The organism is Neobacillus citreus (assembly GCF_018343545.2).
Classification (GTDB): domain Bacteria; phylum Bacillota; class Bacilli; order Bacillales; family Cytobacillaceae; genus Neobacillus; species Neobacillus citreus.
The window spans coordinates 36,630-63,202 of record NZ_JAGYPE020000031.1 but is presented as its reverse complement, the minus strand read 5'-3'; the positions used below and the strand labels follow the sequence as shown (position 1 = coordinate 63,202).

The following is a 26,573-nucleotide window of genomic DNA, read 5'->3' as shown; positions in this document are numbered from 1 at the left end:
ATCGCGGGGTGGAGCAGTCCGGTAGCTCGTCGGGCTCATAACCCGAAGGTCGCAGGTTCAAATCCTGCCCCCGCAATATATGGGCCTATAGCTCAGCTGGTTAGAGCGCACGCCTGATAAGCGTGAGGTCGATGGTTCAAGTCCATTTAGGCCCACCATCATACATAATTCTAATTGTTCCGCAGTAGCTCAGTGGTAGAGCATTCGGCTGTTAACCGAACGGTCGTAGGTTCGAATCCTACCTGCGGAGCCATTTTTTTATGGGGAAGTACTCAAGAGGCTGAAGAGGCGCCCCTGCTAAGGGTGTAGGTCGGGCAACCGGCGCGAGGGTTCAAATCCCTCCTTCTCCGCCATAAATATCATGCGCCTTTAGCTCAGCAGGATAGAGCATACGCCTTCTAAGCGTACGGTCAGAGGTTCGAATCCTCTAAGGCGCGTAAAATTATTAATGTCAAACCGGCATTTTTTAAACCTCTTATATCGTTTAGTGAAACTGTCAGTATAACGGTCATGTAAGAAACTACACCGTTTATTGACTTGAACACTTTGCGATATAGGAGGTTTTTTGTCGTGTCCAAAAGAAAAGGAATTTTAGATGTTGAGGTTGATGTAAGAAAGATTTTTGGAGAACTGCCTATCTCCCGCTCTACTGCTCCAAAAATGCCAAAAGAACAAACTATGGTATCAAACGATTCTATTCTTGTTATAAAGGCTTTAGACACCATTACAAGGCAAATGAAGGTAAGTGGAAACAGAAGTAGAACAATTAGCGATTATGTTCTGCAAGTAAATCATTTTCAGAAAATCACTGGGGTTAAATATGTATCGGATATTACTACCGTTACCGTTTACCAATGGTTAGATAGTATGAACGTAAGTAATCAAACTAAATTGACTCGTTTAAAATGCCTAAAGGCTTTTCTTTCCCGCTGCTTTGATAACCGTTGGATTGAATTTAAGTTTTGGAAGTCAATCAATATTAAAGTAGACCAACAAGTTAAAGAAGGGGCGACAGAGCATGAAATTAACGTTTTACTCTCTTTGTTAGACCTAAATAACTTTATACAGCTAAGAGACGCTGTAGCCGCTCTAATGATGTTTAAAACAGGTATTAGGATAAACACATTAGTACAGCTTGAAGAGCGTCATTTAGACTTAAATAAAAATTTATTAATTCTAGACGGAAGTATAATGAAAAACCATCAGCAAATTAAACTACCTTTTGACGAATTATTGAAAAACCTACTTGTGGTTTTAATTAAACAAAATTCTATTATCCGAAAGGAATATGGGAAAAAGAATAACTTAGTTTTTATTACCAAATTCGGTGATATTGTATCATCCTCACCTACTCATAACAACATTAGGAAGCGGTTAAATCAATATTCAAAGATGTACGGATTGAAAAACATTAACCCACATGCGCTTAGAAGAGGATTTGCTAAATCTCTTTTAGAAAAAGGAGCTCATGTTGCTGTAATTTCAAAAGCATTAGGTCATAGTGATATATCGGTAACTACAAAATATCTACACTTAGATGTAGATGAAATTGCAGAAAACTTACGCTCTTTTTTATAAAAAGCTTGGTAATGATTTATGTTAAATGCATTCAAAGAAAATAAAAGGGTTCTGTTAAGGTATAAAAAGGTAGCAAATTAGTAATTGATAAGTATATAATTAGTAGCAAAATAGTAGCAAATCAGTTTTAAAATAATATACTAAGTATAAAATCGAATTATTTAAGTAATTAGGAGTGATTGGGAGTGGAAGAAAATCTTAGATATGATGAAGAGTATTTGAACGATTTAATTGAACAATTTACAAATACTAGGTATTTAAATAAGCCTGAAATATTATATCGTATTCAAAGCGAATATCTACAATTCAGAGCAAATGTATGGGAAGATATACAAACTATAAGAAAGATTAAAGGTACTCAGGTTCCGTTAAAAGACCAAAAGGGGAATAATTTCTGGTTCATGGTACCACCATTCCTTCACAAAATTATTCACAGAATAGATGTAGTTGCAAAGAAAACCATTGATGAACTTGCTTCAAAAGAGGTACAAACAAACCTAATATCTGAAAGTATTATAGACGAAGCTTTTTACTCAAGTGTTATTGAGGGTGCTTTTTCAACTAAAAAAAGAACAAAAGAATTAGTTAAAGATAAAAACCCAAAAAATAAAAGCGAGAAAATGATCTTAAATAATTATAATGCTCTAATTTTTATATTAGAAAATTTGAATAGAGAATTAAATGAAGATGTTTTTATAACCCTTCATAAAATAATAACAGAAGGTACTCTAGCGGAAGATGAAATAACAGAAAAATATAGAGATGATTATGTTTATGTTTGGGGAGAAAATGCAGTTCATACAGAACCTATATATACTGCCCCACCACATACTGAAGTTCAACCTTTGATGGATGACTTATTTAAATTTATTAAGGAAGAAAAAACGTTTATCCATCCTATAATAAAGGCATTCATTATTCATTTCTATATAGCGTATGTACATCCTTTTTTTGATGGAAATGGAAGGGTAGCAAGAGCTTTTTCATATATGTATCTGCTAAAAAACGGTTATGATTTTTTTAAATTCTTCTCAATTTCCAGTGTTATTAATAAAAAAAGAAATAAGTATTATAAAGCAATTAAAGACACTGAAGACTATAATAGCGACTTAACATATTTTATTGTTTCTTATGCTGAAATAACTGAGGCTTCAATATATGATGTGATAGATAAACTGATTAATGAAGTAACACACGAAGCATTATTTAAGACACTTGAAGAAGATGAAATAATTTTAAACAAAAGACAAATAAAATTTTTAAATTATATGAAGAAAAAAGATAATAACATAGCAACAATTGAGGTTTACCAAAAAAAGATGGGAGTTTCATACGAAACAGCGAGAAGAGATTTATCCGAACTTTCAGAGTTAGGGATTTTCAAAAAAGCAAAAAAGGGCAAAAAATTTATATTTAAATATCTAGGATTAAAAGGATATATTGAATAGTTTTCTTACTTTTTTATAGAATAAAGCACTTACTCAGCATGTAGGTGCTTTTTATTTTGTAACTATATAGATCTATATAAAGTTGCTTTTGATACTCCTGTAATTTCTTCTATTTCTTTTACAGTGTATTGTTCACTATGGTATAACTTAATGGCTTTTTCAACTTTCTTATTGTCTGTTCTAGGTCTTCCTCCTTTTCTCCCTCTTGCCCGTGCGCTTACTAATCCTGCTTTAGTTCTCTCGACTATTAAATCCCGCTCCATTTCTGCTAGAACTGCTAACATACGGAACATGGCTTTCCCTACTGCGGTTGTAGTGTCGATATTATCACGAATAGAGACTAACTCTATTCCACGTTGTTCTAATTGCTCTGACAACTCAATTATGCGCTTTGTGGAGCGTCCTAGACGGTCTAACTTATGAACAATTAATATATCTCCATTTCGGGCGAATTGAATTAGTTCGTTTAATTGTGGTCTATCATCTTTCATCCCGCTTATTTTCTCTTGATAAATCTTTTCACATCCCGCTTGATTAAGTGCGTCAATTTGAAGGTCTAAAGATTGGTCATTAGTGCTAACTCGTGCATATCCAATTTTCATTATGTATGATTTCCTTTCCGCTTTTCAGTATCTAAATCAGATTGTATCAAAAACGTTTATTAAAGTAAATTATGAAACGTTGAATTTGATACGACTTTTGAAACCGTTTATTTGCTGAAAAGTGGTTATTTCAAAAACTCTATCAATGTGTATCAAAAACACTCGTTTTTGAAACGTTCAATAATTTAAAAGAATCTATATAATATTTCCTACAATGGTAAAATTATCATATAATTAAGAGGAAATAGTTTCAGTTGGAGGAATCTGTATGGATGATTTACTTGGATTAGGCAAAGTAAGTGATAATGGCTTAGAGGTGTTAAAAACTATTTATCCCGACTTGTTACAACCAGGGTTTAAGAAGGTAGGATTAGCTCTTGAGACTGTTTTGGATTTTGCCAACACAGCATTAATGCCACTTAAATTACGAAATGAGAAAATAAAAATTAACTTCGAGAAACATTTAAATAATTTACAGGAAAAAATGAATGAATATCCAGAAGAACAAATTGGTACAGTTCCCCCCGAAATTGGAGTACCTATTATGGATCAATTATTAAGAACAACAAATGACGATTTAGCTGATTTATTTGTAAACCTATTAGTAAATGCCTCTCTAGTTGATAATTCTAGGTATGCCCATCCTAGCTTTATAAATATATTAGGGAGTTTAAGTGCTGATGAAGCGAAAATAATAAACTATCTAATATCAAATTCAGATCCAATAACTTTTATACGCTTCGGGAGACAAAGCCTAAACGGTAATATGATTATTGATATGACTGATAATATCAGTAATATAGATAATTTAGTTGAGATTCAATTTAAAGATAATAAAGGATTTTATATGGACAATCTTGTAAAGTTAGGAATATTTATACCAAGGGATAATTACTATAGTCATATGGAACCGATATATAAAGCACATCGTGAAGAACTAGAATCGGTAATAAGCCAAATAAAAAGGGGACTATATGATATTAACTTAGAAGAAGATAAGAAAGGAAATCATCAGATATTCTATGAGAAATGGGGACATTACGAAATTACTGATCTTGGGGAGATGTTCCTAAAAAGTATTACAAAGAATTGATCATTATTATTTTTTGTCTTAAACATTAACAATATCCTTCGAATTTAGTTCTAATAACAATTATTTAAAGATATCCGAACTGCCTTTAGGTGGTTCGGTTATTCATTATATTACATTTTTATAAATTACTATTTATTTATCGGTAGAATTTACCGAACAGACCACAATAATTGCGGTAGAATTTACCGAACATGTTCGGTAAAAATTACCGAACATATTATTTTTAAAGGCTTTTTACTTTTCTTTTTACTCGTAATTTTGCCTTTGTCATTGTAGAAGTTTCAAGTTTTTGCTTTTTGTATTGCTTAACTAATAGCTTAGCGGTGTTATATCTTTCCTCTGACGTTTCTACCGCTTCTATTTTCGCTAAAAATCCCTCGTATATGGTCTTGTCCTCCCAAATAGGCTTAAACAGTTTATAAGCTAATTGTGAATCTTTTTCGAGGTTTGTAATAAAGTGTTCAAACTCTCGAATAACAATTCCTAAAACAATGATAGGGTTTATACTAAAATCTAGCAAAGTATACACATTAACCTTTCCAGTGCGTTTACTTGAAATAAACCCTTTAGTTTCTAACCCCTTTAAGGATTCCCTAACGGTTTTATCACTTAAACCGACATTTTCACATATTGTAGGTTGGTGTAGTTTTCTCTCATTTCTACTTTGATACCAATAAAATAATTCCATTAATACTAACCGCTCACCACTAGTTAGATACCTATTTCTTAATAGCATGGAGGGATTAGCTACATAAAACCTACCGTTTTTAATATCGTTCTTTTCAGCTTCTTTCATCATTTTATCTAATATGACATGTACATTTAATTCATTCATCATTAACCGTCCTTTTCATAGTTCATATAACCCTTTAGAAAGGCTTTATTTGCTACCGTAAAAATATTTTATATTCTATAAAGGGAAAAACCCGCTCGGAGTGTTTTAGATTAGTGTAGTGGGGCGGAGCGGAACACTTGAAGATATTAACCTAGTGGAATCAACCGTATACCGTACCTATTAGAAAACCATACCTTTATACAAGTGTACCTAGGTTCAAGGGGTTCACCTATATTCATAGGCTTATAGATCGTTGTCTTATTACGGTAATTAAGCGGTTGAAAAATATAACTGACTCGTTTTTAGAGGTTTTACCAAGTAAAGAGTTTCGCCTCTAATTGCTTTGGTTCTCTCTTAGTTCGGTTATTCTTTGATTAATTACACTTTCCCGTACTAATTTTTCCCCTCGTTTGATTGCTTTTGTCTTTTCAGTTTCTGCTATGAACTTTGAAGCATAGGAACGAAACTCTTTACTCATGGAACTATTCCAATAATCAACCGCTTCTTTTAAATCCTTTTTCATTACTGACGGAAGTGTTATATGCAATCTGTCCATTTTGGAAAACTTTCGTTTTAGTTTCTTTTTCGGTTTGGTTTCATTACTCATTTACTGCACCCGCCTTTTTTCTGTTAGCGGGTTTTCTTAACCCTTTACGAGTAATTTCGGGAACAGGATATTCTTTCACATAATCCTTAATGAATTTAACAAGAGTGTCATTCATACTAATTTCATTTAGAAAAGTGGATTTCTTAAAAGCCTGTTTTAATTTTATCGGAACTGCAATAGAAATTCTTGATAACTCTATTCGTTGCGGGGTAATAGTCCTTTGTTTCTTTCTCATTTCTTATTCACCCCTATTCATCCAAGGAATTTCATAACTGCTAAATTTCCCTTGCTGTACTGCTGCTCTTTTTGCTCTATTGCTTTCGTTAACTACTGCGTCACTTTCCGCAATTTTAACCTTTTGTTCCATGCACATGGTTGCTAACTGCTGGATTTCGGGATTAACTGACTTGAACGTGCTTAATGAGTTGTACATCTCCCCTAATTCATTAGAAAGGTTTGCTTTCTGTACTCGTGTAAGTGAAGAAAAATCATTTTCCGAAATTTCTTTTAGTCGATCATTGGATACACCAACTAGAGTATTCATAGCTAAAAAACGATAATTCAAATTCATTTAAAACACTCCTTTTCTTGTGATTATTTGTATTATTACACGAGTAAATATACTACACAAGTAGGGTGAATAAGCTGATTTCACGGGGTTTTAGAGAATTAAAGACATTACACAAATTAAAATTATTTTCAAAGGATTTTATGCACCCTATACCATGAAAAAATGCTCGTAGAAAATTTCGGTAGGAGAGGGTTTTCTATATAGAAACTAATTTTAGGGATGGGGGGCGTTTTTATGTAGTAAAAGTTATATTTTTGACTGTTATATTTAACTAATATCATATATAATATGAAAAAAGTTGATAACGGTCTAAGTTCGGAAGGTGACCGTGATACTTGCACGTAAACAGATGAACGTTATAAAGAGGAAAAAGCGGGAGAATTAGTTCCCCTTCTAAGCGTACGGTCAGAGGTTCGAATCCTCTAAGGCGCGTATTTCAAACTTTAAGTAACTCAATAGTATCAATGGTTTAACGAAGTTAGGGGGAAATAAAGATATTCTAACTTGAATGAATTCCTCCGAAAAAGCCGTTAAGCAAAAACCTCCAAATACGATGTTTGGAGGTTTTTTTATGCAAATCTCAAGTTTATTATGAAGATTTCCTTCCCGTATTTATTCTGGAGGAGGATTGGTGCCAATTACTATAGTAGAGTCTAGTTCGGCATAATGTACCATCTGTGGTATTAGTCCATTTTGAGAGAAAATTTCAACGGTTTGAGGTGCCTGCATTTTGCTCGTCTCAATCAATAAGTGTCCTCCGGTTTTCAGCCAAAGGGGTGCTTCTTTTGCAACTCTTCGCTGAATGTCAAGTCCGTCAAGTCCCCCGTCAAGCGCCATATTCGGTTCATGTAAACGGGCTTCTGGAGGAAGCAGCTTGATTTGGCCAGTAGGAACGTAGGGTGCATTTGCTACTAGGATGTCCACTTTTCCACGAAGTATAGAGGGGAGAGGCTTATAAAGGTCACCCTCATATACATGACCACCAAGGCTGGTAACATTTCGGAGTGCGCAGCGAACTGCAGTAGGGTCAATGTCGGTCGAATGCAATTCAATCCATCCCAGATCTTTGGCAATCGCAGCACCAATTGCGCCAGTACCGCAGCAAAGGTCAACAACTGTGACTCCAGGTATAGAAAAAGCTACTGCCTGCTGGACGAGAAACTCAGTACGACGGCGAGGGACAAAGACTCCAGGTTCTACTGCGATCCTGTGCCCACAGAACTCCGCCCAACCGAGGACATACTCAAGTGGAGAACCGTTTATTCTGTTATTGACCATATCAGATAGGGCATCCAATGCCTGCGCCCCAGCAAGAAGAAGCTCAGCCTCTTCTTCAGCGAAAACACACCCAGCAGTCCGGAGTCGTTTGATGATACTTTTTTTTATTTGGTCATTAATAAGAAGCTTTTTTCCTATAAAAACCACCAACCTTCATAACGGCTTTTTTAAATAGTTTAGTGGATTTTTTTAAAAGCACTCACTATTGCGTTTGTGAGTGCTTCAATCTGTTAAAAATATGAAAACTTTGCCTGAATGGACGCGGAAATTTTAAGTTTACCAGGCTGTATCGGAGTTGCAGCTTCACTTTTGGCAAAAATAGCAGTTTGCAAAGGAATGATTGGTGAAGTTTGGCTCAATTCCTGTATTGAAAATGGCACCTTATTTAACGTTACTCCCATTTCCTTTGTTAGTTCTGCAGCCTTAAATTGAGCATCATTGAGGGCAAGCGCCAATGCTTGACTGTAGAAAATTTGCGGATTTTTTACTTTAAATTCAATATTTGTGACAGTATTTGCCCCGTTTTTTACAGCAGTATCGACAATAAGACCTGTTTGTTCAATCTTATCATTTAGGACTTGAAGCAAATGGACCACTCTGTAACCTCGTAATGTTTGTTTACCGTTTTCGTAATCATATACCATTTCGATTCGGTAATCTGCAGTTTTAATATTCTCCTTTGAAATTCCTAAGCTTATAAGTGACTGGATCACTTTAGTCGTTCTTTCATTATTTTCTTGTTGGGCATCTGTAAGATTCATATTCTCCGAATTTACACCTAATGTAACGATGGACATGTCTGGTGCCACAGACACCGAACCTTCACCTGTTACTTCCAAGATATTTTGACCATTTCTAGAAAAGGCTCTCCATTCAGGCTGTGCCCGCATCCATGGGTTCTGATAATACATTTGAGCACTCCTTTCCCTTAACACACCCTTCCTTCATTGTATTCGGAAGAGGTCGAAAAAAATCCCCGGTTCCTGAAACAAAAGAACTGTCCCAAGGTTTTACTGTGTTTTACAATCACTTAACCCTAATTTACCCATTTCTTACAATATGTACATATGTATTTAATGTTTGCCAGTTAAGCTAGTAATAGTTTGATAATAGATTTAAGAGGAGGAATAGAAACTTTATGGAAAATCAAGTATCTAAAAATGGTATGAATCGACGCGACTTTTTAAAAGCAGGAGGAATGAGCACACTTGCACTTACTTTGGGGTCAACTGGAGTGTTAACACTCGGATCGAAAGCACTAGCGGATACAACCAGTAATCCAACCAGCGGTTTTGGTGGGTATGGTCCTTTGGTTCCAGATCCAAATGGAATTATCGATCTTCCACAAGGTTTCCATTACAAAATTATCTCTGAAGAAGGCGGCCAATTGACTAACGGTGGGAAAATCCCCGGCGCCTTTGATGGAATGGCTGCTTTCGAAGGACCTAATAATACGACCATTCTTGTTCGTAATCATGAATTAAGCCCAGGAGCAACAAATCCTGTGGTGGGCAGCAAACCTTTCGATGCAGCAGCTGCAGGAGGTACAACAGCTCTAGTCGTCGGTCCAAACCGTGAAGTCATCAAAGAATATGTAACCTCTTCAGGTACAGTCCGAAATTGTGCTGGTGGTGCGACGCCTTGGGGAACTTGGTTAACTTGTGAAGAAACACGTTCTGCGACACACGGATATGTGTTCGAAGTGGATCCGACACAGCCGGAGAACGAAATGTCCAGAACTCCAATCAAGGATATGGGCCGCTTTTCTCATGAAGCTTGCGCAATCGATCCAGCGACAGGGTATGTTTACTTGACTGAAGATGCAAGCCCAAGTTACTTTTACCGTTTCGTTCCAAATGACACCAGACAAGAGCCGGGTGCCCTGCAAAAAGGCGGAAAGCTTTATGCGGCAGCCATTGAAGCGGTACAACGTCCAGCAGCAAGCACCTTTAAAACAGGGCAAAAATTTGAGCTTGTTTGGAAGGAACTAGATCCACATTTATGCCGCGAAGATGCCAAGGCACAAGGCTGTATTGAGTTTAGCAGATTAGAGGGAGCGTTCTTCCAAGAGGGGGTCTTCTGGTTCGATGATACCTCTGCTGGTGAGAAAAAACTTGGACGAGTCTACCGTTATATTCCTCACACGAATACATTGGAGCTCTTCTATGAGGGAAATGATGCACGAGAAATGGAATATCCAGATAATATCTGTATGACGCCTTGGGGTGATCTTTGGTTTGCAGAAGATGGTTCAGGCCAAGATCGACTTATGGGCATTACCCCAGAAGGCAAAGTCTATCCATTTGCCGCCAACCGCCAAAGTGGGTCTGAACTGGCAGGGCCAACCTTCTCGCCTGATGGAAACACTCTTTTTGTCAATATTCAAGAACCAGGCCAAACCTTTGCCATTTGGGGACCGTTCCAACGCAGAAACTCAGCGCGAGCAAGGGAAATGTCCTATGCTGCTCCTGCGAATCTTGCACCACAAGTTTCGGAAAAAGTGGCTAAGGCTGCCGAGGCACAAGGTATGTCCGTTTTAGAAGCAGCAGCATTTGAGCGCCACGGAGTAAAATTAATCTAAGAATTCATTCAAAAAAAGATGTAAACCGCATGTTTTGCGGTTTACATCTTTTCTTTTTGACTAAAAAAGGAAGTCCCAGAATATGGACTAAAGTCTTCCTTCTCTATTTAAGCGACTAGGTTAACTTGTTGTTTGCGCCGAAATACGACCTTTGATAAGAGCACACTGCATTCATATAGGAAAATAAGGGGGATCACTACCAATATATCTGATAGAAAATCCGGCGGGGTAATAAAGATTGCAATTAAAATCAGAACAAAATAAGCGTATCTTCGAATCTTTTGCAATCGGTATGGGTTCAGCACTCCAACACTGGTCAGAAACATGATAATGACTGGGAGTTCGAATAAAAAGCCAAATGGCAGCGTCATATTAATTAAAAACATAAAGTACTTTTCTGTAGTAAAAAAGGTTGTAAACATATCCTCTGACATAGAGATGAGAAACTGAAATACCATTGGAAAAATGACAAAATAACCAAAGCTAATTCCAAGTATGAATAGAAAAAAAAGGGCTGGAATATAAGCAAGCGTAATTTTTCGTTCTGTTTCTTTCAATGCGGGACGGACAAACAGCCAAGTTTGATAGGCGGCCATTGGGATAGTTCCTGCAATGGCGACGACAGCTGCAAGAATCATATAGACCCATAAAATGTCGCTCGGTCCTAAAATGGCTAGTTTCACCTCTAAGTCCTTGACTAGCCAGTAATAGATGTCCTGTACATAGATAAAGGACAAAATGAAGAAGAGGATAAAGGTCCCGAGTACGAAAATAATACGTTTTCGTAATTCCTCAATATGACCAATAAGTTCCATGTCTTGGTTTTTCATGCAGAAGCCTCCTTATTAAAAAGAAGATGCAAGCCTTCTTACATCTTCCTCAAAAATAATGGTATTAAATTGCTTTGTCCTCTTTTTTAGTCTGTAACTTTTCCGGTTCTTCATCGGAAATTAACTCTTTTGTTGATTTTTTAAATTCTCTTAAGGTAGAGCCAACTGCTCGACCTAATTCCGGTAACTTTGAAGGGCCGAAAATAATTAGGGCGATCACAAGAATAAGAATCAAACCAGGAATCCCAATATTTTGAAACATTAATATCCTCCTCTTTTATGGCTGAGAATGACTTTCCCTAACTATGATTATAGGTAACTACCGTTAGTATGTTAATAAAGGGGGTGTAAAGAATTGTAAAAAAACTATTAATTATTATAATAATCTGTAAACGGTGCGCAGGAACGATGCATGGGGACGGTTCTTTTGCCTCAGAAGCAGTTTGAACCATATGAAAATGGAATATAGAATCTTCCCAAATTACTTGTTGCTTTGCTAGTTTCTGTAAAAAAACATGCCCTTCATCACGCGAATGAAGGACATGCTTATTAAACTTTATTTTTTGCTTTGAGAGTTTTAATAGCTTTTATGAGAAGAATAACATAGCCAGCCATTAATCCATATCCGATAACGATAATCAAGAATGGCACATAGTCCGGAGTGGTACCTGAATCGGTAGACATGCCGGCTAAAAAGAGCGGCGCTATCGGCAGCATGATGATGCCTGGACCTGCACCTACTATAAGCAGTGCACCAAGACCAATCACAACCCAGGGCCAAATCGTTTTTTTCGTTTCAGAAGAATGACTGTTTAATAGTTTTGGTTCTTGGAAAGATTCAAGCTCATATGCCTTTTTGGCCCGATTATAATCCCTCAGTGCATTGTACGCTCGCTTCATTCCCCAAATGATGACGCTAATAATGGCTAATGAAATGACTATAAAAATCAGCGAGAAGAAACTCAGTTCATTTGCTTTCCAAAAGGTCATGAAAATGATAAAGGGTAGACCAGGTAGAGACGTAAATAAAAATAATCCACCGCCAATGAGGACAACCCATGCCCATATTGGCTGCTGCTGGTTAGAAGGATGCATGACTAAACTCCTTTATTTCTTAGAATGTTTCTATCATAATATAAATGTGGTAAAAAATGAAATAGTTTCCTATAGTTGGGAGCGGATTTTAATTTTAGCTTGGCGCGTACTGAAGAAAACATAAATTAAGGAAGTGAAACATGAGCTATTTTGTCAAAACGATAGTTGGTTTTATCATTTTAGATGTGTATTTGAACGTTGGAGTTGCAGGAGCCGGTTCATTTTGGGTTCAGGTTGTATTGGTCCTCCTGTTTTTTCCGTTATTGAAAGGAATTCTGTTTTTAACAAAAAAGGATTTTCGAAGAATCGGAATCAGCTTTCATCCAAAATGGTGGAAGAATATGCTGCTGGGTTTTGCGATTGGCTTTTCCTTTTGGCTAATCAAGTACGGTATCGAATATTTCTTAAATGGATATGAGATTACGGGAGCAATGCCGTTTTCTCAAATGATTCTTTCCCTGCTCATGATCATGCTGACGTTTTTCGTAGGTTCATTTTTAAACGATATCATCGTTCGGGGATATGTATTTGGTCATTTAAAAGGAAAAATACCGATGAAATGGGTGTTCATACTCTCTCTGGTGCTATACGCGCTTGATGATTCCTGGAATGAAGGGTTCAGCCTCTCCAACACGCTGTTTTCCCTTCTTCTTGGCCTATCTCTCACCTATGCCATATATAAGACTGGCAGCATTTGGGCTGATACCGGAATCCACTGGGGGCTGAACGTCTGCTACGGAATCTTTAACGGAACACTTGGAAGTACTGGCGGAGGAATTATCATAACAAAAGACGGCCCACCATCATTGCTACTAGAATCTATCAGCTACATCATCCCGCTGCTCATGTTCCTGTTTTTATATTTGGTAAGAAACAAGTTGAGGCATGGGGACGGTTCTCCTGCATCATTTTTGTAGAAATAAATAAATTGAGGCATGAGAACCGTCCCCATGTTTCATTTTTGAAATCCGGTTGGCAATCCTGTAATATTAGATAAATCAAATGGTGCTTGGCTATGCGAAACGCACTAATTTTGGAGGCCAATTGTGGATAATAACGATATTTTAATACGGCTTAGATATGCGCTGGAACTAAAAAATAAAGAAATGGCTGAGATCTTTCAGCTTGGCGGTGTGGATGTAACAGTGCCAGAAGTAATAAGGATTCTCACGAAGGAAGATGATGAAAGCGACGACCAGCTCAAATGTAACAACAGTATGTTCGATTCATTTTTAAATGGATTTATTGTATATAAAAGAGGAAAGCAAGAGCCTAAACCAGGACAGCCTGAATCATCTGAACCGTCCATAAAGAAAAGTGCAAACGTTAATAATCTCCTGTTAAAGAAAGTGAAAATAGCTCTAGCTTTAACAACTGAGGATATGCTGGATATATTCGAACAAGCAGGAATCACGGTTTCAAAAGGGGAACTCGGCGCTTTATTAAGAAAAGAAGGGCAAAAGAATTATAAAGAATGCGGCGATAAATTCGCCAGGAACTTCTTAAAAGGGCTGGCGGTTAAATACAGAGGATAAGCCATGCAGGTGATGAGATGATACATACCTACTTAGGGGAGACAATACGTTTTGAAATCAAGTATAAAAATCGCACGTCTATAGGAATAAAGATCGATAGTTATGGAAATGTGGAAGTCCAGGCTCCGAGAGGGACATCTGATGAAAAAGTGCTTCAGTTATTAGAGGATAAATGGGACATCATTCAGCAAAAATTAATGGAAATGAAGGGCAGACTGGACGGGCCACAGGAAAAGGTCTATGAGCATGGTGAGAGTTTTCTTTATTTAGGAAACACCTATCCCATCGAGATTATCGAAGATGTAACTATTATGCAAGAACATGTGCAGTTTAAAGAAGATAGGCTTTATATATATGTAAAACAGCATGACCTTGAAAAAATACAACAAGCTCTAAAACGATTCTACTATCAGCAATGTAAGGCATTAGTGGAGAAAAGCATCTCCTCCTATCAAAGCCACTTCAAGACAAAACCACGTGGCATTCGGATCACGGATAGCAAAACCACATGGGGAACCTGTGATTCAAAACTGCAGTTAACCTTTAACTGGAGACTGGCAATGGCACCGCAAGAGGTAATTGACTATGTAGTCGTTCATGAAATGTGCCACATGGTCCATCTAAATCACGACCGCTCCTTCTGGCGCTTGGTAGGGAAACTAATGCCTGACTATAAAGAAAAAGAAGACTGGCTGACATTATCAAGCTGGAAAATGACGGTTTAGCGTGAGGCATGGGGACGGTTCGAAGCCACTGAAAAGCACTCCTTACCATGCCTTCTTAAAGACCAAATGCCTGGGGGAAGGAAAAAATGTCTTTAATAAGCCTTCTATTTTGCCCGTGAGCCCAAAAAAAGTTTCGCACCGGTAAAAATAAGCGGTCTGTGAGTTCAAGAAAAGTAACGCTCCGAAAAATAGGGGTCAGTCCCCCGTCGCTTTAAAGTTTCAGCATAGCGAGGGACTGCCCTTCTTTTCTAAAATAACTGGATGTCCGTAATACAAGTGGCGTCATTTTCAAATGTGGAAATCTTTGATTCTGCCTTTTTTCCATCGTGTGAAATCTTAATCTGATAGGTTTTATCGCGTGGGAGCCAGAAATCGATAAAGCCGTTTGATAGTGATGTAACGGTTTTGTCTACGACCACGTTCCCATCACTGTCTTCCATATATACATCAAACTTTTCATTTGCTAGTTCACCTTGACAACCTGTCAAGCTATGATTCGTTCAAGGATGAGTTTGATTGGTATAAGGTGCGATCGACACGAAAAATTCGTCCTTCGGCAAATCATAACTGGTCTCTTTTCCAGACTTGTCCGTAACAATAAGTTGTTGAGAGGTAATGGATGCATTTTCGGCTTTTAATTTCCGTGCGCTGTAATCGCCAACCATTTCCTTAACGTCACTCGGCTTTGCTTTTTCAGCGGCCCCTTGATCCTGGCTATTTCCAGAACAAGCAGCCAACAAACTGGAAGCCAATAATAGCGCTGTGATGAGTTTCAACTTCATGGTATGGATTCACCTCCGTCTATTTACTATACCCTAGTATACTATATAAAATTTTAGTTCTCCGCTTTTTCCAGACCTTTTCACAATTTATTCGGTTTTATGATCAAAAGCACCTCACACTTGTCGGATGAACAGTTTCCTTCCTAAATCGACGATTTATCAGTTTGGAGAGCATATAGTTAGAATCATTTTCCCAAAATAATATAATGAGATGTGGAAGGAGTTGTTGAAATTGGCACAATCATTAAAAGGAAAAGTAGCTTTCATCACTGGTGCTGGAAGAGGCATCGGCAAAGCCGCAGCCTTGGCCTTAGCGAATGAAGGTGTAAACATCGGTTTGCTTGCCAGAACAGAGGCTGAATTAAAGAAGGTCGTAAGTGAAGTAGAAGGTTTAGGGGTGAAAGCAGCTTACGCGGCAGTGGATATTGCATCCCAGGAAGACGTTGAACAAGCTGTGAGTAAATTGACGGAAGCGCTGGGAACATCTGACATACTGATTAACAATGCCGGCATTGGAAAATTTGCCACACTTTTAGAGATGGACCCGCAGGAATGGAAGCAAATTATTGATGTTAACTTGATGGGGACTTATTATGTAACGCGTGCGGTCCTTCCGCAATTAATAGAAAAAAATCGTGGCGACATTATCAATATTTCATCTACAAATGGATTAAACGGGGCTGCCACATCCAGTGCGTACAGTGCATCCAAATTTGGCGTTATTGGTTTAACGGAATCATTGGCACAGGAAGTCAGAAGAAACAATATCCGCGTGACCGCCTTAACCCCGAGCACAGTGGCTACTGAACTAGCTGTCAAAACCAACCTAATCGCTGAAAACAATAATGAAAAATATATGCAGCCGGAAGACATTGCTGAGTTTATCGTTGCCCAATTAAAATTGCATCCACGCATTTATGTAAAAACCGCAGGCATGCTGGCGACGAATCCATTTTAATCTTTTGGTGCTAGCTCATTAATAGAGGAATTATGAAAAAAGCAGCGGAGGGCTGACCCCTGCTGCTTTTTGACTTATAACAAGCCTTTTAACTCTTCAATCTAAGAATTTAGTGGCTTATCTGAATGGTGCTGCTATGTTAGGAGGAACCATTTTTAGCAAGAGGATAGGTGCTAGTCGCGCCTATGTGAAATTTGAGGCAAGTCTTTATGGGGGGAGCTAAATAACTGGAATTTAAGATTCTTTTCCATGAGTCTCCTTTTTTTTGTTTTGTTGCAACAGCAAATCTAATCTACGAACAAGTATTTCCTTCTTTTTTTTCTTGTCTACCACTTTCTTTTTAAGATTTAATGACATATTTGCACCTCGAAAAAATTAAAATTGCTTATTGTAATCGGACTTTTTGCTTACCGCTTATATTATTCGACAAAATTCTTGTTTTTTTGTACTTTTCTTTTTAAAAATATCCTCTATAGGGAATAGTCGTTTCTAAATATTTCAAAACTTACATACCTTTTTTCTTGTTAAAATTATTTATGCCGTAGGTAGGATGAGGCATGGGGACGGTTCTCGTGCATCATTTTTGTCGAAAGACTAAATTGGTGGATGAGAACCTTCCGAGATCACGGAAAAACACTTCTTACCTTGCCTTCTTAAGGACGGACAAACTGCTTGGGGTGAAGGCAAAAATCTCTTTATTAAGCCATCTATTTTGCCCGTCAGCCGAAGAAGAGTGGGCCTGTATATGCCGATTGTTCCCTCGTAATTGTGGTAGGCATTAGGATTTCACTCACGTCCTCTTCTTCTCATGCCGATTCCCTTTTCAAAATCAAATTGGATTTTTCCTTCCAGTGGTGTAGTCCTATTAGCATTTTGCCAGCACTCAAAAGTGTAGGTATAAGAAACCTATTAGCAAATGAAGCATAGAACCGTCCCCTGCTTCTTTCGAATCATTCTTGTAGGAGAAAGGAATCGTTTCTTGCAAATGGGCGAAAAAATGGTCAAAAAGTGTTTAAATACCCCGAATACTGTCTAAGAAAATGTCGTTAAGAGGAAAGGGGGTGAGACAATGCACTTCCGCCATTTTCTAATACCAGCTCTTATGATGGGGGCAGCTCTATTTTTGCCAGGAAATGCTTTCGCTGAGAAGGGTGAACAAAATGGACCGATACAGTCCAATAAAGAAATGGTACAAACTTCTGAAACATCGAAGAACTCAGCTGCACAAGCTAACGTTCCTTCCATTGCTGAAAGTGCTAAACCAATAGAAAAAAAGGTTCAAGTACCTGAACAAGCGAAACAAAATAGCGAGGCAGTTAAACCACTCTCTTCCAATGCCACTCCTAAACAGGTCGTTTCCCCTCAACCTGCTAATGAAAAAGCAAGAGCTTTGCCTGCGCAGGCCAATGGGAACGGGTATGGTTTATCAGATATTAAAAAGAATGAGAAAACCGTAAATCCTCCAGGCCAGGAGAAAAAGGCAGCTGCTCAGGAAAAAGACAGCGGGTTTAAAACGGAACAACCACCTACATATGATATGACTGAAAATCCCTCTGATCATGGGACAAAAGATCGACTTCTGTCTCAAGAGGAAGAACCAAACATATCAAATAGTAATCCTGCGGTGAGTATTGAATCACCGTCGCCCGCTCCTGTAGAAAAGGACAATGCTCCTTCAAGTAGGGAAGAGCTGCCTCCAGTCGATCAGGCAATCGACCCGGTACAACGTTCAACCAATACCGGCGGCTCATCAAATGATCGAGTTAGCACGGGAATAGGAACGGCCAGTTTGGCAGACAAGTGGTTTGAGTGGAATAAGTACTTTGAAATAAGACTTGTCCAACCATTCCTTTCTCGCCATGCATTACTGAATACTCAATGGGTGAATGCCCCTCCTTCACCACCGCCGCAAGCAGCTCCTTTTTTAAAAACCGTTAACCGAAGCTAAATGCCACGGAATACGAAAATTAAAGGAGCGAATTCAATAATGAAACATTATTTAAACACTAATAACGTTATGAAATCTTTTGTATTAGCAGGAGCAGTATCATTTGGGGTATTTGCAGGTGCACATTTTACTGAGGCGGCTGGACCTGATAAAGCAAAACCAGACCACACCGTTCAAGTAAAGGCCGAAAATCAAGTGCAGGCTAACGTGACAAAACCTGCAGTTCTAGCTACACCAGCAGCACCAGCTGTAAAAGAACAGCCTAAAGCACAACAAGCTGCCAAATCTCAAGCTAGTGTGCATGCCAGTGAAAATGCAAAGATGCATGCTAATCCGAACTCTGCCGTTCTCGGTAAGGTTGGAAAAGTGGAGGCAACGCCAGTACAAGAACCTGCTGCAGAAGAGCCGGTAATCGAGGAAGCTCCGGTACAAGAACCCGTTGCAGAAGAGCCGGTAATCGAGGAAGCTCCGGTACAAGAGCCTGCAGTAGAGCAAGGTACGGAAACCGAAGTGGAAGCAGATGAGCCTGTAAAAGTTGAAGATGAAGATGAAGCGGCCGTTAAGGAAGATGTACAAGCAACAGATCTTGATTCAGAAGACGCTGCAGAGGATACCGAAAATGCCGACCAAAATTCTGATTCAAAGAAGGTCGATTATAATCACGAAGGTATTGTAACTTCGAAGACTGAAGAAGATGCAGATTCAGATGACGAAGACACAGACACAGATAAAGAGCCTAAGGTTAATCCTTCAGCTGCCAATAAAATAAACTCACAAGCATACGAACATGCAAGTGATACGGCTAAAGCTCACGCGAATGCAAACGCAGCTGTCCATGCTTCTGGGGAAGTTTCCGAAGAAGCAGCATCTGAAGAAAAAGCTGAAGATGCAACTGAAGTGACAGTGGAAGACAATACTCAGGTTGTAGCAGATGAAACGACTGAAGATGAAGTTGCAGAGGATGCAGCAGTTGTAACTGATGAAGCTACTGAAGAAACAGCTGAAGTTACCGTAGAGGACAATTCCGAGGTTGTAGCAGATGAAACAACTGAAGATAAAGTTGCAGAGGATGCAGCAGTTGTAACTGATGAAGCTACTGAAGAAACAACTGATGCCACGGAAGAAGCTGATGCGGTTGTTGCAGAAGATGGTACTGTTGAGGCAGGAACTGAAGATGCAGTTAAAGTTGAAACAGAAGTCGTTACTGATGAAACTGCAGAAGTAACTGAAGAAGAAACAGTTGATACAGAAAATGTAAACCCATCCCTATCAAACAAAGCAAACGCACAGGCTAGCGTAAAAGCAAGCGCGCAAGCAAAAGCTGTCGCTGCTGACAATTCAGCTGTACAAGCTGTAACTGTGGAAGACGCGGAAACAGTTGTAACAGTTGATGAAACTACAGACGAAGCAGTTGCTGAAGATACAACTGTTGAAGCTGCAACAAAAGAATAATTAGTATGTTTAGGGACTGTCCCACTGAACAATCCCTGAAATACAAAAAAGGCCCGACTAGCTTCTATCCAGTAGTCGGGCCTTTTTTACGTGCAAAACTTCTGAATGGAGATAAATTAATTGTGAGGCATGGGGACGGTTATGCTGCATCATTTTTGCCGAATGACATAAATTGGTGACCCGTCCCTGTGGAAGTCTTAATAGAAATAATCGTAAGACGATCTATTCTCTTATAAGTTTCATTAAAATATCTACATCCAGGGCTTGATCCTCCTCATCCTTATTCGGGAGTAACATCAAACCGGAAATGACCGAGAAGTAGAGCATTAAAAGCTTAGCAGGGTCGCCCTTACAAAATTCTCCCATCTCCTGCCCCTTTTTAAAAACGGGAATCAACTGCTCAATGAAAGAAGGGATTGGATACTGTCGGACAATTTCCTTTGCCTTGTCTGGGACTTCATCAGAGGTTTGTACTTGCTGTATGAGCATAAACGAATGTTTATTGCTTGTATCGAGCATTTTCTTGGTTAATTCTTTGATTTTTTCTAATGGAGAGCTTGACATATTCTCCAATGATGCAAATGCCTCAGCAGTCTCTTCCATAGCATCCTTAACAAGTTCAATAAAAAGTTCATCCTTTGAATGGTAATATCGATAGGTAAGCCCCTGACTGATGCCTGCCTCCTTGGCGATCATGCTTATTTTCGTGCCGATAATTCCTCGTTTGGTAAATACTTTTAAAGCCGCTTTCTTTATTTGTTCTCTTCGTTCTTCACGGTTCTGGTCTAGTTGCTGCTCATTTAATGGAGGCATCTTCTTCACTCTTTTCTTTTTTTCGAATATATTCATCCATTCATCGATAACTTAACTTGTTCTTCACTAATGTTCCATAGTTTCCTAGCTAATTCTTTGTCAACTGCCACTTCTGCCGGTTCCTTCTGTTGTCGATCAACACAATATTTGCCGTTAAGACTTGAGACATCTTTTGTTTCAGAAAGCCATATCAATGTATCTGCCCCTTTTTCTGGGGTACGTGAAAAAAGATTCATGACAGCCATAGTTGCCTTGGCCATCATTCCATTATTTTGATTAAAATTTGTTGCCACAAGTCCTGGATCGAAACAATGAACAGTGACATTTGTTCCTTTTAGACGACGCGCCAATTCAGATGTAAATAAAATATTGGCGAGCTTTGTCTGTGCATAGCGTATGGTCGGTCCCCCCATTATTTTTTTAAAACCTCTATAAAGACCCTCCCCATTTATATCGGTAAAGTCAAAGCCGTCTTTTGCCATCTTATGTCCATGAGAAGCCGTATTAATCACCCGGGCGGAATCACTTTCCTTAAGTCGTTCTAAAAGCAGTGAGGTGAGGAGAAAAGGGGCTAAGTGGTTCACAGCCCAGGTCATTTCCACGCCTTCTTCTGTTTTCTGAAAGGTATCGAATAAAGCGCCTGCATTATTGACTAAAATATCAATCGTTGGACACCGTTCAAGAATCTCCGCTGCGACCTGACGGATGGACTTTTGGGAGGATAGATCAGCAATAAATACATCTACATTAATTGGTTTGCTTGTTTGCGACTTTAATAGGGTTGAAATTTCTTTAGCTTTGCTGTGATTTCGAGCAATGATCCCGAGATTGGCTCCACGTGCTGCCATTGCCTGTGCCGCTGCAAGGCCAATTCCGCTTGTGGCACCTGTAATCAATACATATTTGTCCTGTAAGTTCCAGCCATTTTTTGTAGTATTATTCTCCATCTTTTTAGCTCTCCTCCTTTGAATGAATGATTCATTCATTTTTAAAATCAGTATATTTCACGACTTTAAAAAAAGTACCAATCATTTTTGAAATGGGAAAAGAGACTGAATAATGATAGCTCCATATACGATAATGTTAAACACAGCCATGTATCGCGCTAATTTGAGGACCAAACGCAGTAATTTAAATTTAGCTTAAATCGACACGCCATTTCCGCCCAATTTCTTGCTATAATGTCTAAAGATAAAAGTTGGGAGGGGTGGGAGGATTATGAAAATATCTGTGATCATTGTGGATGATAACTCCTTTATTCGCGAAGGCTTGAAAATTATCCTAAGTACATATGCAGAGTTTGAGGTGCTTGATACGGTGAGCGATGGAAAAGAAGCCGTAGACTACTGTTTAAAGAATAAGGTCGATATTGCCCTTCTGGATGTGCGCATGCCCAATATGAATGGGGTGGAGGCGTCCAAGCTGATTACGGAGCAAACCAGCACAAAGCCGATTATCCTGACCACCTTTGATGATGATGAATACATTCTTGAGGCTATCAAAAATGGAGCCAAAGGCTATTTATTAAAGAACAATGACCCCGAACAAATTCGTGATGCAATCAAGAGTGTGTATAACGGAAACAGCATTATTCAGGAGGTTATTTTAGAAAAAATAAAGTCCAATCTTGCGGAAAAAAAAGCTCCGGAGACGCCAATAGACCTCGGCCTGTTCACCGAAAGAGAACGAGAGATTATGTCCCTGATTGCCAAGGGGTATTCCAATAAAGCGATATCCAAGCAATTGTTTATTTCCGAAGGGACGGTGGCCAATTATATAACTTCAATATTAAATAAGACCGGGCTTGAGCACCGGACCCAGATTGCGATTTACTATCTGAAGGGGAAAGTGGAATAGGATGGAGCTGTGGATGATTGGGACGAAGCTTGTCCTCTTGCTTTATATAGCCTTCTGCTTTGTACGGGCAGAGGGTAGTTCGATCGACTTGGCGGTTCTTACCTTTCTGCTTTATTTTTGCATCAATATTACCCTGTATATTTTTAAACATACTATCATCAAAAGGCTGCTTCTCATCGGATCCATCTGTATGACCGTAGCAGCCTATTCCATGGTACACCCGATCTTTAGCATTCTTTTACCACTATCCATTGTGGAGCTGGCCGCAGGCTTTATTGAACAAAAATTCATACGTCTGCTTCTCGCCATCATCCCAATCTTTTATATACAGGAACCTTTCCAGCCGATTTACGGGTTAGTAGCTATCTTTTGCTTTATGCTTTATTCCGTCACACAAAGCTTTCATAACATGAAGGTGAAGGATGAGGTGCAGATGGATTCGATGCGAAAAGCGATGGGGAAATTAACCAAGCGTGTAAATGAAAATACCGAGTATATTCGGCAGTCGGAATATACCTTCAAATTAGAGGAACGCAATCGAATTTCACAGGAGATTCATGATAAAATCGGTCATTCAATGACAGGGGCCCTTTTTCAAATGGAAGCAGCGAAACGTCTGCTGGAAACTGACCCACAAAAGTCAGCCGAGCTGCTGCAAAACGCGATCCAGATTTCAAAGGAGGGCATCGAAAACATCCGGTTGACCTTGAAAAATATGAAGCCTCCAACAGAGCAAGTCGGCATTCATCGCCTGAAGCTGATGATTGATGACGTCAATGCCAAACAACCAATCAAAACCGTGCTAACATATGAAGGGAATTTAGACATCATTTCGCCGATCCAGTGGAAAATTATCCATGAAAATGTCAAGGAGGCACTCACAAATGCAATGAAATATTCACAGGCAACGCTTGTTTCGGTCGATTTAAAGGTGTTAAATAAACTGGTTAGGGTCGAAGTGAAGGATAATGGCAAGGGAACAGACACGATTAAAAAAGGGCTTGGCATCATTGGGATGGAGGAGCGCACCGCCGCGGTGGACGGAACGATGATTGTTGACAGCACCCATGGCTTTTCCGTCACCACCCTCCTGCCGATATGAAAATCTAACGCTCACAATATGAAAATTCTCATGTGAAAAGAATGAACGATTGCACTTATGCAGGTTCATTCTTTTTTTTATACTTGAACTATAGAAACGATCTAGGGGTGAAGAGATGAACGTGTTGGAGATAAAGAATGTAACGAAGAAATTCGCTGATTTCATAGCGGTTGATAATATGAGTCTAGCTGTTGCCGAGGGAGAAATCTTTGGCTTTCTCGGGGCCAATGGCGCGGGGAAAAGCACCACGATTAATATGATTGCCGGGCTGCTGCGCTGTAATGAAGGCATCATTAGTATTCTTGGAAAAAATTCAGCCAAACACAGCCGATTTGCAAAAATGAACCTTGGCATGGTCCCCCAGGATTTGGCCATCTATGAGGACATGACGGCCTATGAAAACGTGAAATTCTTTGCCGGCCTATACGGTCTGCGCGGCGCCGAACTGCATGACCTTGTGGTGGAAGCCCTGGAGTTTGCCGGCCTTCAAGATAAACATAAGAGCTACCCCAATAGTTTTTCAGGGGGGATGAAGCGGCGCTTAAACATCGCCTGTGCCATTGCCCACCGGCCGAAGCTGATCATTATGGATGAACCGACGGTAGGCATTGATCCTCAGTCCCGCAATTATATTCTGAACTCGGTTAAGAAGCTAAACGAAATGGGCTGCACGATCATTTACACAAGTCACTATATGGAGGAAGTCGAAGAGATTTGTTCGCGGATTGCCATCATTGATCACGGAAAAATCATTGCCGAGGGAACGAAGGAGCAGCTGAAATCACTCATTACCAATACGAAGGATTTATGGATTGAGGTTAAATCCTCAGAAACCTTGAACATCCATGCTATTAAAGAAATTCCTGGCGTCGAAGCTGTTTCAATAGAGGAATATTTTATTAAAATCAACTCGGATACGGGCGTCAATAATTTAAACAAAATCATTGAGCACTTGATCAACAATGGGATTGAAATCCGTGGCCTCCAAGAAAAGGCCCCAAATTTAGAGACTGTGTTTTTAACCTTAACCGGAAGAAACCTAAGGGACCAATAGGGGGGATTCACATTGAACATACTCAATATTGCCTGGAAAGGCATTAAAACAGAGTTTCGGGACATCAAAACCTTGATTTTCTTGTTAGCTTTCCCGATTCTTTTAATGCTCGTCCTTGGAACAGCCCTGTCGAATACGTTTACGACCAGTCTTCCTGTGGATGATCTCCATGTGTTATATAAAGATACGACACAAGACGGGAGCTTTCAGCAGTTTATCAAAGCAGCGGAAAAGTCGGGGATGCATTTTAAGAAAATCACCGATCAAGTAGATGGAAAAAAAGCAGTGAAGCAAAGTACCTATGATGGGTATGTAGAAGTGACTCAACATGGGGTCCAGCTGTATGTCAATGATGGTAATAGTATAAAAGGGAGTATCCTGCAAGGCATGGTGTCCGGGTATGTCGACAAGTATAATATCGCTTCCGAAATCATGAAAGCAGCACCTGAAAAGCTGGAAGCAGCCTTTACTGCGGGGGAGCAAAGAGATTTTATTAAAGAAACCTCGCTAAATCCGAATAAGCAGCCTGGATCGATGGATTATTATGCGATTGTCATCACGACGATGATTGTGCTGTACGGGGCGCTGCCGGCAAGCTCGCTGATTGTCAGTGAACGCGTGAGAAGGACGGCAGACCGCCTGATTGCTGCGCCGGTAAGGAAAAGTGAAATTTTTATCGGAAAAGTGGTGGGGAGTCTTGTTAGCAACGGCTTGTGTGTCATTCTCGTCATCCTGTTTAGTAAACTATTATTCAAGGCCAACTGGGGTGACCATCTCGGGCTGGTATTTCTCGTGCTGCTGACAGAAGTGGTGTTTGCAATTAGTTTGGGAATTGGCATCAGCTTCCTAACGAAATCTAGTGCGGCTCCCCAAGTCATCATTATGATCGTGGTGCAGCTATCGTCCTTTTTTGGAGGGGCTTATTTTAAAATAGAAAATCCGGAAGGAATCTTTAAACTGATAACGGAGCTGTCACTGCTTACTTGGATGAATGAAGCGATAACGAAAATCATCTATGCAAATGATTTTGCTGCCGTCATTCCGGCGGTCAGCATCAATCTAATCGCCTCGTTTTTATTGTTACTAGTGGCAATCATCTCACTGCAAAGGAGGGAGGGGCTGTAATGAGGGATATCCTCTGGATCGTGCAAAACACGTTACGTGTGACATTTCGAAAAAAGAAAAACATCTTGCTGTATTTGTTTATGCCGTTAATAGGAATTTTTATTGCGCTGATGGCCTATGGCGGTGATCAAAAAATGATCCTGCATGTCGGCGTTGTCAATCAGGACAAAGCAGAGATTACTGCGGATACGATTCAGTTTTTAGCAGGATTAGAGAATGTGAAGATTACCGAGCTGGAAGCAGGGCAGGTTCAAGAAGAAATAGTTTCTGGAAAGCTCGACAGTGTGATTACCTTTGAAAAGGGGTATTCAGACAGTGTATTGGCGGGGCGGCCTGACCATATTCAGCTCACTTCCATCAAAGGCGCACAAGTGACAGGCTTCGTGAAGTCCTATTTATATCAATATATCGATAATATCTCGACGATTAGCCGAGCAGCCGATGGAAATCAACAGACTTTTCAGCAGATGTATCAGGATTACCAGCAATCGACCTTTCAACTTTCAACAAATTCTTTAGCGGATACATCGAGGAATAAAAATATGACGAATCAAACGATTGGTTTTCTGATTATGATTATGCTGATTTCTGCAAGTAATTTGTCCGAGGTCATTCTGCTGGAAAAAGAAAAACGCACCTATTTTCGACTGTTATCGACTCCGATTAACGCAAGAAAATATTTATTAGCGAATGTGTTGGTCAAC

General features: G+C 39.3%; 28 protein-coding genes and 5 tRNA genes. 20 read left to right on the top strand and 13 right to left on the bottom strand.

Annotated elements, in window-relative coordinates; all coding sequences use genetic code 11:
- Positions 1 to 2: 2 nt before the first annotated feature.
- From KHB02_RS16925 to KHB02_RS16895, 7 genes are all read left to right on the top strand, one after another.
- Positions 3 to 76 (top strand) — tRNA-Met (locus KHB02_RS16925).
- Between the two features lie 5 nt (positions 77 to 81).
- Positions 82 to 158 (top strand) — tRNA-Ile (locus tag KHB02_RS16920).
- Positions 159 to 178: 20 nt separating this feature from the next.
- Positions 179 to 253: transfer RNA gene (locus KHB02_RS16915), tRNA-Asn, on the top strand.
- Positions 254 to 262: 9 nt separating this feature from the next.
- Positions 263 to 353 (top strand) — tRNA-Ser (locus KHB02_RS16910).
- 10 nt (positions 354 to 363) lie between these two features.
- Positions 364 to 437: transfer RNA gene (locus KHB02_RS16905), tRNA-Arg, on the top strand.
- Between the two features lie 133 nt (positions 438 to 570).
- A complete protein-coding gene (locus KHB02_RS16900) occupies positions 571 to 1,578 on the top strand; it encodes a tyrosine-type recombinase/integrase (protein WP_420848092.1) in 1,008 nt (335 codons plus the stop codon).
- A 185-nt stretch (positions 1,579 to 1,763) separates the two neighbouring features.
- The gene (locus KHB02_RS16895; RefSeq protein ID WP_213146079.1) at positions 1,764 to 3,026 is read left to right on the top strand and encodes a Fic family protein; all 1,263 of its coding nucleotides are present in this window, start codon (positions 1,764 to 1,766) and stop codon (positions 3,024 to 3,026) included.
- A 62-nt stretch (positions 3,027 to 3,088) separates the two neighbouring features.
- On the opposite strand, the gene KHB02_RS16890 is transcribed toward KHB02_RS16895, so the two are convergent.
- Positions 3,089 to 3,628, bottom strand: a complete 540-nt coding sequence (locus KHB02_RS16890; RefSeq protein ID WP_213146080.1) for a recombinase family protein — start codon at positions 3,626 to 3,628, stop codon at positions 3,089 to 3,091.
- Between the two features lie 268 nt (positions 3,629 to 3,896).
- On the opposite strand from KHB02_RS16890, the gene KHB02_RS16885 reads away from it, so the two are divergent.
- On the top strand, positions 3,897 to 4,721 hold the full coding sequence (locus KHB02_RS16885) for a DUF4393 domain-containing protein (RefSeq protein WP_213146081.1): 825 nt from the start codon (positions 3,897 to 3,899) through the stop codon (positions 4,719 to 4,721).
- 223 nt (positions 4,722 to 4,944) lie between these two features.
- Here the strand turns inward: KHB02_RS16885 and KHB02_RS16880 are convergent, their stop codons facing one another.
- The 6 genes from KHB02_RS16880 to KHB02_RS16855 form a co-directional block, all read right to left on the bottom strand.
- Positions 4,945 to 5,559, bottom strand: coding sequence for a helix-turn-helix domain-containing protein (locus KHB02_RS16880; protein WP_213146082.1), 615 nt, complete (start codon positions 5,557 to 5,559; stop codon positions 4,945 to 4,947).
- Between the two features lie 331 nt (positions 5,560 to 5,890).
- Positions 5,891 to 6,163, bottom strand: coding sequence for a hypothetical protein (locus KHB02_RS16875; RefSeq protein ID WP_213146083.1), 273 nt, complete (start codon positions 6,161 to 6,163; stop codon positions 5,891 to 5,893).
- The gene (locus tag KHB02_RS16870; protein WP_213146084.1) at positions 6,156 to 6,398 is read right to left on the bottom strand and encodes a hypothetical protein; all 243 of its coding nucleotides are present in this window, start codon (positions 6,396 to 6,398) and stop codon (positions 6,156 to 6,158) included. Before KHB02_RS16870 ends, KHB02_RS16875 begins: the two co-directional genes overlap by 8 nt.
- A gap of 3 nt (positions 6,399 to 6,401) precedes the next feature.
- On the bottom strand, positions 6,402 to 6,734 hold the full coding sequence (locus tag KHB02_RS16865; RefSeq protein ID WP_213146085.1) for a hypothetical protein: 333 nt from the start codon (positions 6,732 to 6,734) through the stop codon (positions 6,402 to 6,404).
- A gap of 612 nt (positions 6,735 to 7,346) precedes the next feature.
- Positions 7,347 to 8,132 (bottom strand): putative protein N(5)-glutamine methyltransferase, encoded by a 786-nt coding sequence (locus tag KHB02_RS16860; RefSeq protein WP_213146714.1) that lies wholly within the window; start codon positions 8,130 to 8,132, stop codon positions 7,347 to 7,349.
- Between the two features lie 110 nt (positions 8,133 to 8,242).
- Positions 8,243 to 8,923, bottom strand: coding sequence for an SIMPL domain-containing protein (locus tag KHB02_RS16855; protein WP_241113913.1), 681 nt, complete (start codon positions 8,921 to 8,923; stop codon positions 8,243 to 8,245).
- A 227-nt stretch (positions 8,924 to 9,150) separates the two neighbouring features.
- On the opposite strand from KHB02_RS16855, the gene KHB02_RS16850 reads away from it, so the two are divergent.
- Positions 9,151 to 10,593 (top strand): alkaline phosphatase PhoX, encoded by a 1,443-nt coding sequence (locus KHB02_RS16850; RefSeq protein ID WP_213146086.1) that lies wholly within the window; start codon positions 9,151 to 9,153, stop codon positions 10,591 to 10,593.
- 107 nt (positions 10,594 to 10,700) lie between these two features.
- Here the strand turns inward: KHB02_RS16850 and tatC are convergent, their stop codons facing one another.
- The 3 genes from tatC to KHB02_RS16835 all read right to left on the bottom strand — a co-directional run bounded on the left by tatC (position 10,701) and on the right by KHB02_RS16835 (position 12,518).
- A complete protein-coding gene (tatC, locus tag KHB02_RS16845; RefSeq protein WP_213146087.1) occupies positions 10,701 to 11,423 on the bottom strand; it encodes a twin-arginine translocase subunit TatC in 723 nt (240 codons plus the stop codon).
- Between the two features lie 64 nt (positions 11,424 to 11,487).
- Complete coding sequence (locus KHB02_RS16840) at positions 11,488 to 11,685, bottom strand: twin-arginine translocase TatA/TatE family subunit (protein ID WP_213146088.1); 198 nt, start codon at positions 11,683 to 11,685, stop codon at positions 11,488 to 11,490.
- A 287-nt stretch (positions 11,686 to 11,972) separates the two neighbouring features.
- Positions 11,973 to 12,518, bottom strand: a complete 546-nt coding sequence (locus KHB02_RS16835) for a hypothetical protein (protein WP_213146089.1) — start codon at positions 12,516 to 12,518, stop codon at positions 11,973 to 11,975.
- Positions 12,519 to 12,658: 140 nt separating this feature from the next.
- On the opposite strand from KHB02_RS16835, the gene KHB02_RS16830 reads away from it, so the two are divergent.
- The 3 genes from KHB02_RS16830 (at position 12,659) to KHB02_RS16820 (ending at position 14,778) form a co-directional block, all read left to right on the top strand.
- Entirely contained in the window at positions 12,659 to 13,435 is a 777-nt protein-coding gene (locus KHB02_RS16830) for a CPBP family glutamic-type intramembrane protease (RefSeq protein WP_213146090.1), read from the top strand.
- Between the two features lie 129 nt (positions 13,436 to 13,564).
- The gene (locus KHB02_RS16825; RefSeq protein WP_213146091.1) at positions 13,565 to 14,053 is read left to right on the top strand and encodes a YehS family protein; all 489 of its coding nucleotides are present in this window, start codon (positions 13,565 to 13,567) and stop codon (positions 14,051 to 14,053) included.
- Between the two features lie 17 nt (positions 14,054 to 14,070).
- Positions 14,071 to 14,778 carry a M48 family metallopeptidase gene (locus KHB02_RS16820; protein WP_213146092.1) on the top strand — a complete coding sequence of 236 codons (708 nt, stop codon included), beginning with the start codon at positions 14,071 to 14,073 and terminating at the stop codon, positions 14,776 to 14,778.
- A gap of 248 nt (positions 14,779 to 15,026) precedes the next feature.
- Here KHB02_RS16820 and KHB02_RS16815 read toward each other — a convergent pair whose 3' ends face one another.
- Complete coding sequence (locus KHB02_RS16815; RefSeq protein WP_213146093.1) at positions 15,027 to 15,560, bottom strand: CueP family metal-binding protein; 534 nt, start codon at positions 15,558 to 15,560, stop codon at positions 15,027 to 15,029.
- Between the two features lie 232 nt (positions 15,561 to 15,792).
- Here KHB02_RS16815 and KHB02_RS16810 point away from each other — a divergent pair, with 232 nt between their 5' ends.
- The 3 genes from KHB02_RS16810 to KHB02_RS16800 all read left to right on the top strand — a co-directional run bounded on the left by KHB02_RS16810 (position 15,793) and on the right by KHB02_RS16800 (position 19,918).
- On the top strand, positions 15,793 to 16,518 hold the full coding sequence (locus tag KHB02_RS16810; RefSeq protein ID WP_213146094.1) for a 3-ketoacyl-ACP reductase: 726 nt from the start codon (positions 15,793 to 15,795) through the stop codon (positions 16,516 to 16,518).
- Positions 16,519 to 17,587: 1,069 nt separating this feature from the next.
- Positions 17,588 to 18,466 (top strand): hypothetical protein, encoded by an 879-nt coding sequence (locus KHB02_RS16805; RefSeq protein ID WP_213146095.1) that lies wholly within the window; start codon positions 17,588 to 17,590, stop codon positions 18,464 to 18,466.
- Positions 18,467 to 18,505: 39 nt separating this feature from the next.
- Positions 18,506 to 19,918: a hypothetical protein gene (locus KHB02_RS16800; RefSeq protein ID WP_213146096.1), complete on the top strand. Its 1,413-nt coding sequence runs from the start codon at positions 18,506 to 18,508 to the stop codon at positions 19,916 to 19,918.
- 222 nt (positions 19,919 to 20,140) lie between these two features.
- Here the strand turns inward: KHB02_RS16800 and KHB02_RS16795 are convergent, their stop codons facing one another.
- Together KHB02_RS16795 and KHB02_RS16790 are read right to left on the bottom strand one after the other, a co-directional pair.
- Positions 20,141 to 20,731 carry a TetR/AcrR family transcriptional regulator gene (locus KHB02_RS16795; protein ID WP_213146716.1) on the bottom strand — a complete coding sequence of 197 codons (591 nt, stop codon included), beginning with the start codon at positions 20,729 to 20,731 and terminating at the stop codon, positions 20,141 to 20,143.
- 32 nt (positions 20,732 to 20,763) lie between these two features.
- Positions 20,764 to 21,678, bottom strand: coding sequence for an SDR family NAD(P)-dependent oxidoreductase (locus KHB02_RS16790; RefSeq protein WP_213146097.1), 915 nt, complete (start codon positions 21,676 to 21,678; stop codon positions 20,764 to 20,766).
- A gap of 271 nt (positions 21,679 to 21,949) precedes the next feature.
- On the opposite strand from KHB02_RS16790, the gene KHB02_RS16785 reads away from it, so the two are divergent.
- The 5 genes from KHB02_RS16785 to KHB02_RS16765 form a co-directional block, all read left to right on the top strand.
- Positions 21,950 to 22,588 carry a response regulator gene (locus tag KHB02_RS16785; protein WP_213146098.1) on the top strand — a complete coding sequence of 213 codons (639 nt, stop codon included), beginning with the start codon at positions 21,950 to 21,952 and terminating at the stop codon, positions 22,586 to 22,588.
- Between the two features lies 1 nt (position 22,589).
- Positions 22,590 to 23,690, top strand: coding sequence for a sensor histidine kinase (locus KHB02_RS16780; protein ID WP_213146099.1), 1,101 nt, complete (start codon positions 22,590 to 22,592; stop codon positions 23,688 to 23,690).
- Positions 23,691 to 23,805: 115 nt separating this feature from the next.
- Positions 23,806 to 24,744: an ABC transporter ATP-binding protein gene (locus KHB02_RS16775; protein ID WP_213146100.1), complete on the top strand. Its 939-nt coding sequence runs from the start codon at positions 23,806 to 23,808 to the stop codon at positions 24,742 to 24,744.
- A gap of 12 nt (positions 24,745 to 24,756) precedes the next feature.
- Positions 24,757 to 25,869 carry an ABC transporter permease gene (locus KHB02_RS16770; RefSeq protein WP_213146101.1) on the top strand — a complete coding sequence of 371 codons (1,113 nt, stop codon included), beginning with the start codon at positions 24,757 to 24,759 and terminating at the stop codon, positions 25,867 to 25,869.
- Positions 25,869 to 26,573 (top strand): ABC transporter permease (locus KHB02_RS16765; protein ID WP_241113912.1); only part of this gene is annotated, 705 nt, incomplete at its 3' end. The genes KHB02_RS16770 and KHB02_RS16765, both read left to right, overlap by 1 nt.

Bases quoted from the DNA above. Each gene is read 5' to 3' on its own strand.
- KHB02_RS16795 (WP_213146716.1), bottom strand. From the start codon at position 20,731: ATGCCTCCATTAAATGAGCAGCAACTAGACCAGAACCGTGAAGAACGA.
- KHB02_RS16835 (WP_213146089.1), bottom strand. From the start codon at position 12,518: ATGCATCCTTCTAACCAGCAGCAGCCAATATGGGCATGGGTTGTCCTC.
- KHB02_RS16805 (WP_213146095.1), top strand. From the start codon at position 17,588: ATGCACTTCCGCCATTTTCTAATACCAGCTCTTATGATGGGGGCAGCT.
- tatC (WP_213146087.1), bottom strand. From the start codon at position 11,423: ATGAAAAACCAAGACATGGAACTTATTGGTCATATTGAGGAATTACGA.
- KHB02_RS16850 (WP_213146086.1), top strand. From the start codon at position 9,151: ATGGAAAATCAAGTATCTAAAAATGGTATGAATCGACGCGACTTTTTA.
- KHB02_RS16855 (WP_241113913.1), bottom strand. From the start codon at position 8,923: ATGTATTATCAGAACCCATGGATGCGGGCACAGCCTGAATGGAGAGCC.
- KHB02_RS16890 (WP_213146080.1), bottom strand. From the start codon at position 3,628: ATGAAAATTGGATATGCACGAGTTAGCACTAATGACCAATCTTTAGAC.
- KHB02_RS16885 (WP_213146081.1), top strand. From the start codon at position 3,897: ATGGATGATTTACTTGGATTAGGCAAAGTAAGTGATAATGGCTTAGAG.
- KHB02_RS16785 (WP_213146098.1), top strand. From the start codon at position 21,950: ATGAAAATATCTGTGATCATTGTGGATGATAACTCCTTTATTCGCGAA.
- KHB02_RS16870 (WP_213146084.1), bottom strand. From the start codon at position 6,398: ATGAGAAAGAAACAAAGGACTATTACCCCGCAACGAATAGAGTTATCA.
- KHB02_RS16880 (WP_213146082.1), bottom strand. From the start codon at position 5,559: ATGATGAATGAATTAAATGTACATGTCATATTAGATAAAATGATGAAA.
- KHB02_RS16840 (WP_213146088.1), bottom strand. From the start codon at position 11,685: ATGTTTCAAAATATTGGGATTCCTGGTTTGATTCTTATTCTTGTGATC.
- KHB02_RS16875 (WP_213146083.1), bottom strand. From the start codon at position 6,163: ATGAGTAATGAAACCAAACCGAAAAAGAAACTAAAACGAAAGTTTTCC.
- KHB02_RS16790 (WP_213146097.1), bottom strand. From the start codon at position 21,678: ATGGAGAATAATACTACAAAAAATGGCTGGAACTTACAGGACAAATAT.
- KHB02_RS16865 (WP_213146085.1), bottom strand. From the start codon at position 6,734: ATGAATTTGAATTATCGTTTTTTAGCTATGAATACTCTAGTTGGTGTA.
- KHB02_RS16800 (WP_213146096.1), top strand. From the start codon at position 18,506: ATGAAACATTATTTAAACACTAATAACGTTATGAAATCTTTTGTATTA.
- KHB02_RS16830 (WP_213146090.1), top strand. From the start codon at position 12,659: ATGAGCTATTTTGTCAAAACGATAGTTGGTTTTATCATTTTAGATGTG.
- KHB02_RS16775 (WP_213146100.1), top strand. From the start codon at position 23,806: ATGAACGTGTTGGAGATAAAGAATGTAACGAAGAAATTCGCTGATTTC.
- KHB02_RS16780 (WP_213146099.1), top strand. From the start codon at position 22,590: ATGGAGCTGTGGATGATTGGGACGAAGCTTGTCCTCTTGCTTTATATA.
- KHB02_RS16820 (WP_213146092.1), top strand. From the start codon at position 14,071: ATGATACATACCTACTTAGGGGAGACAATACGTTTTGAAATCAAGTAT.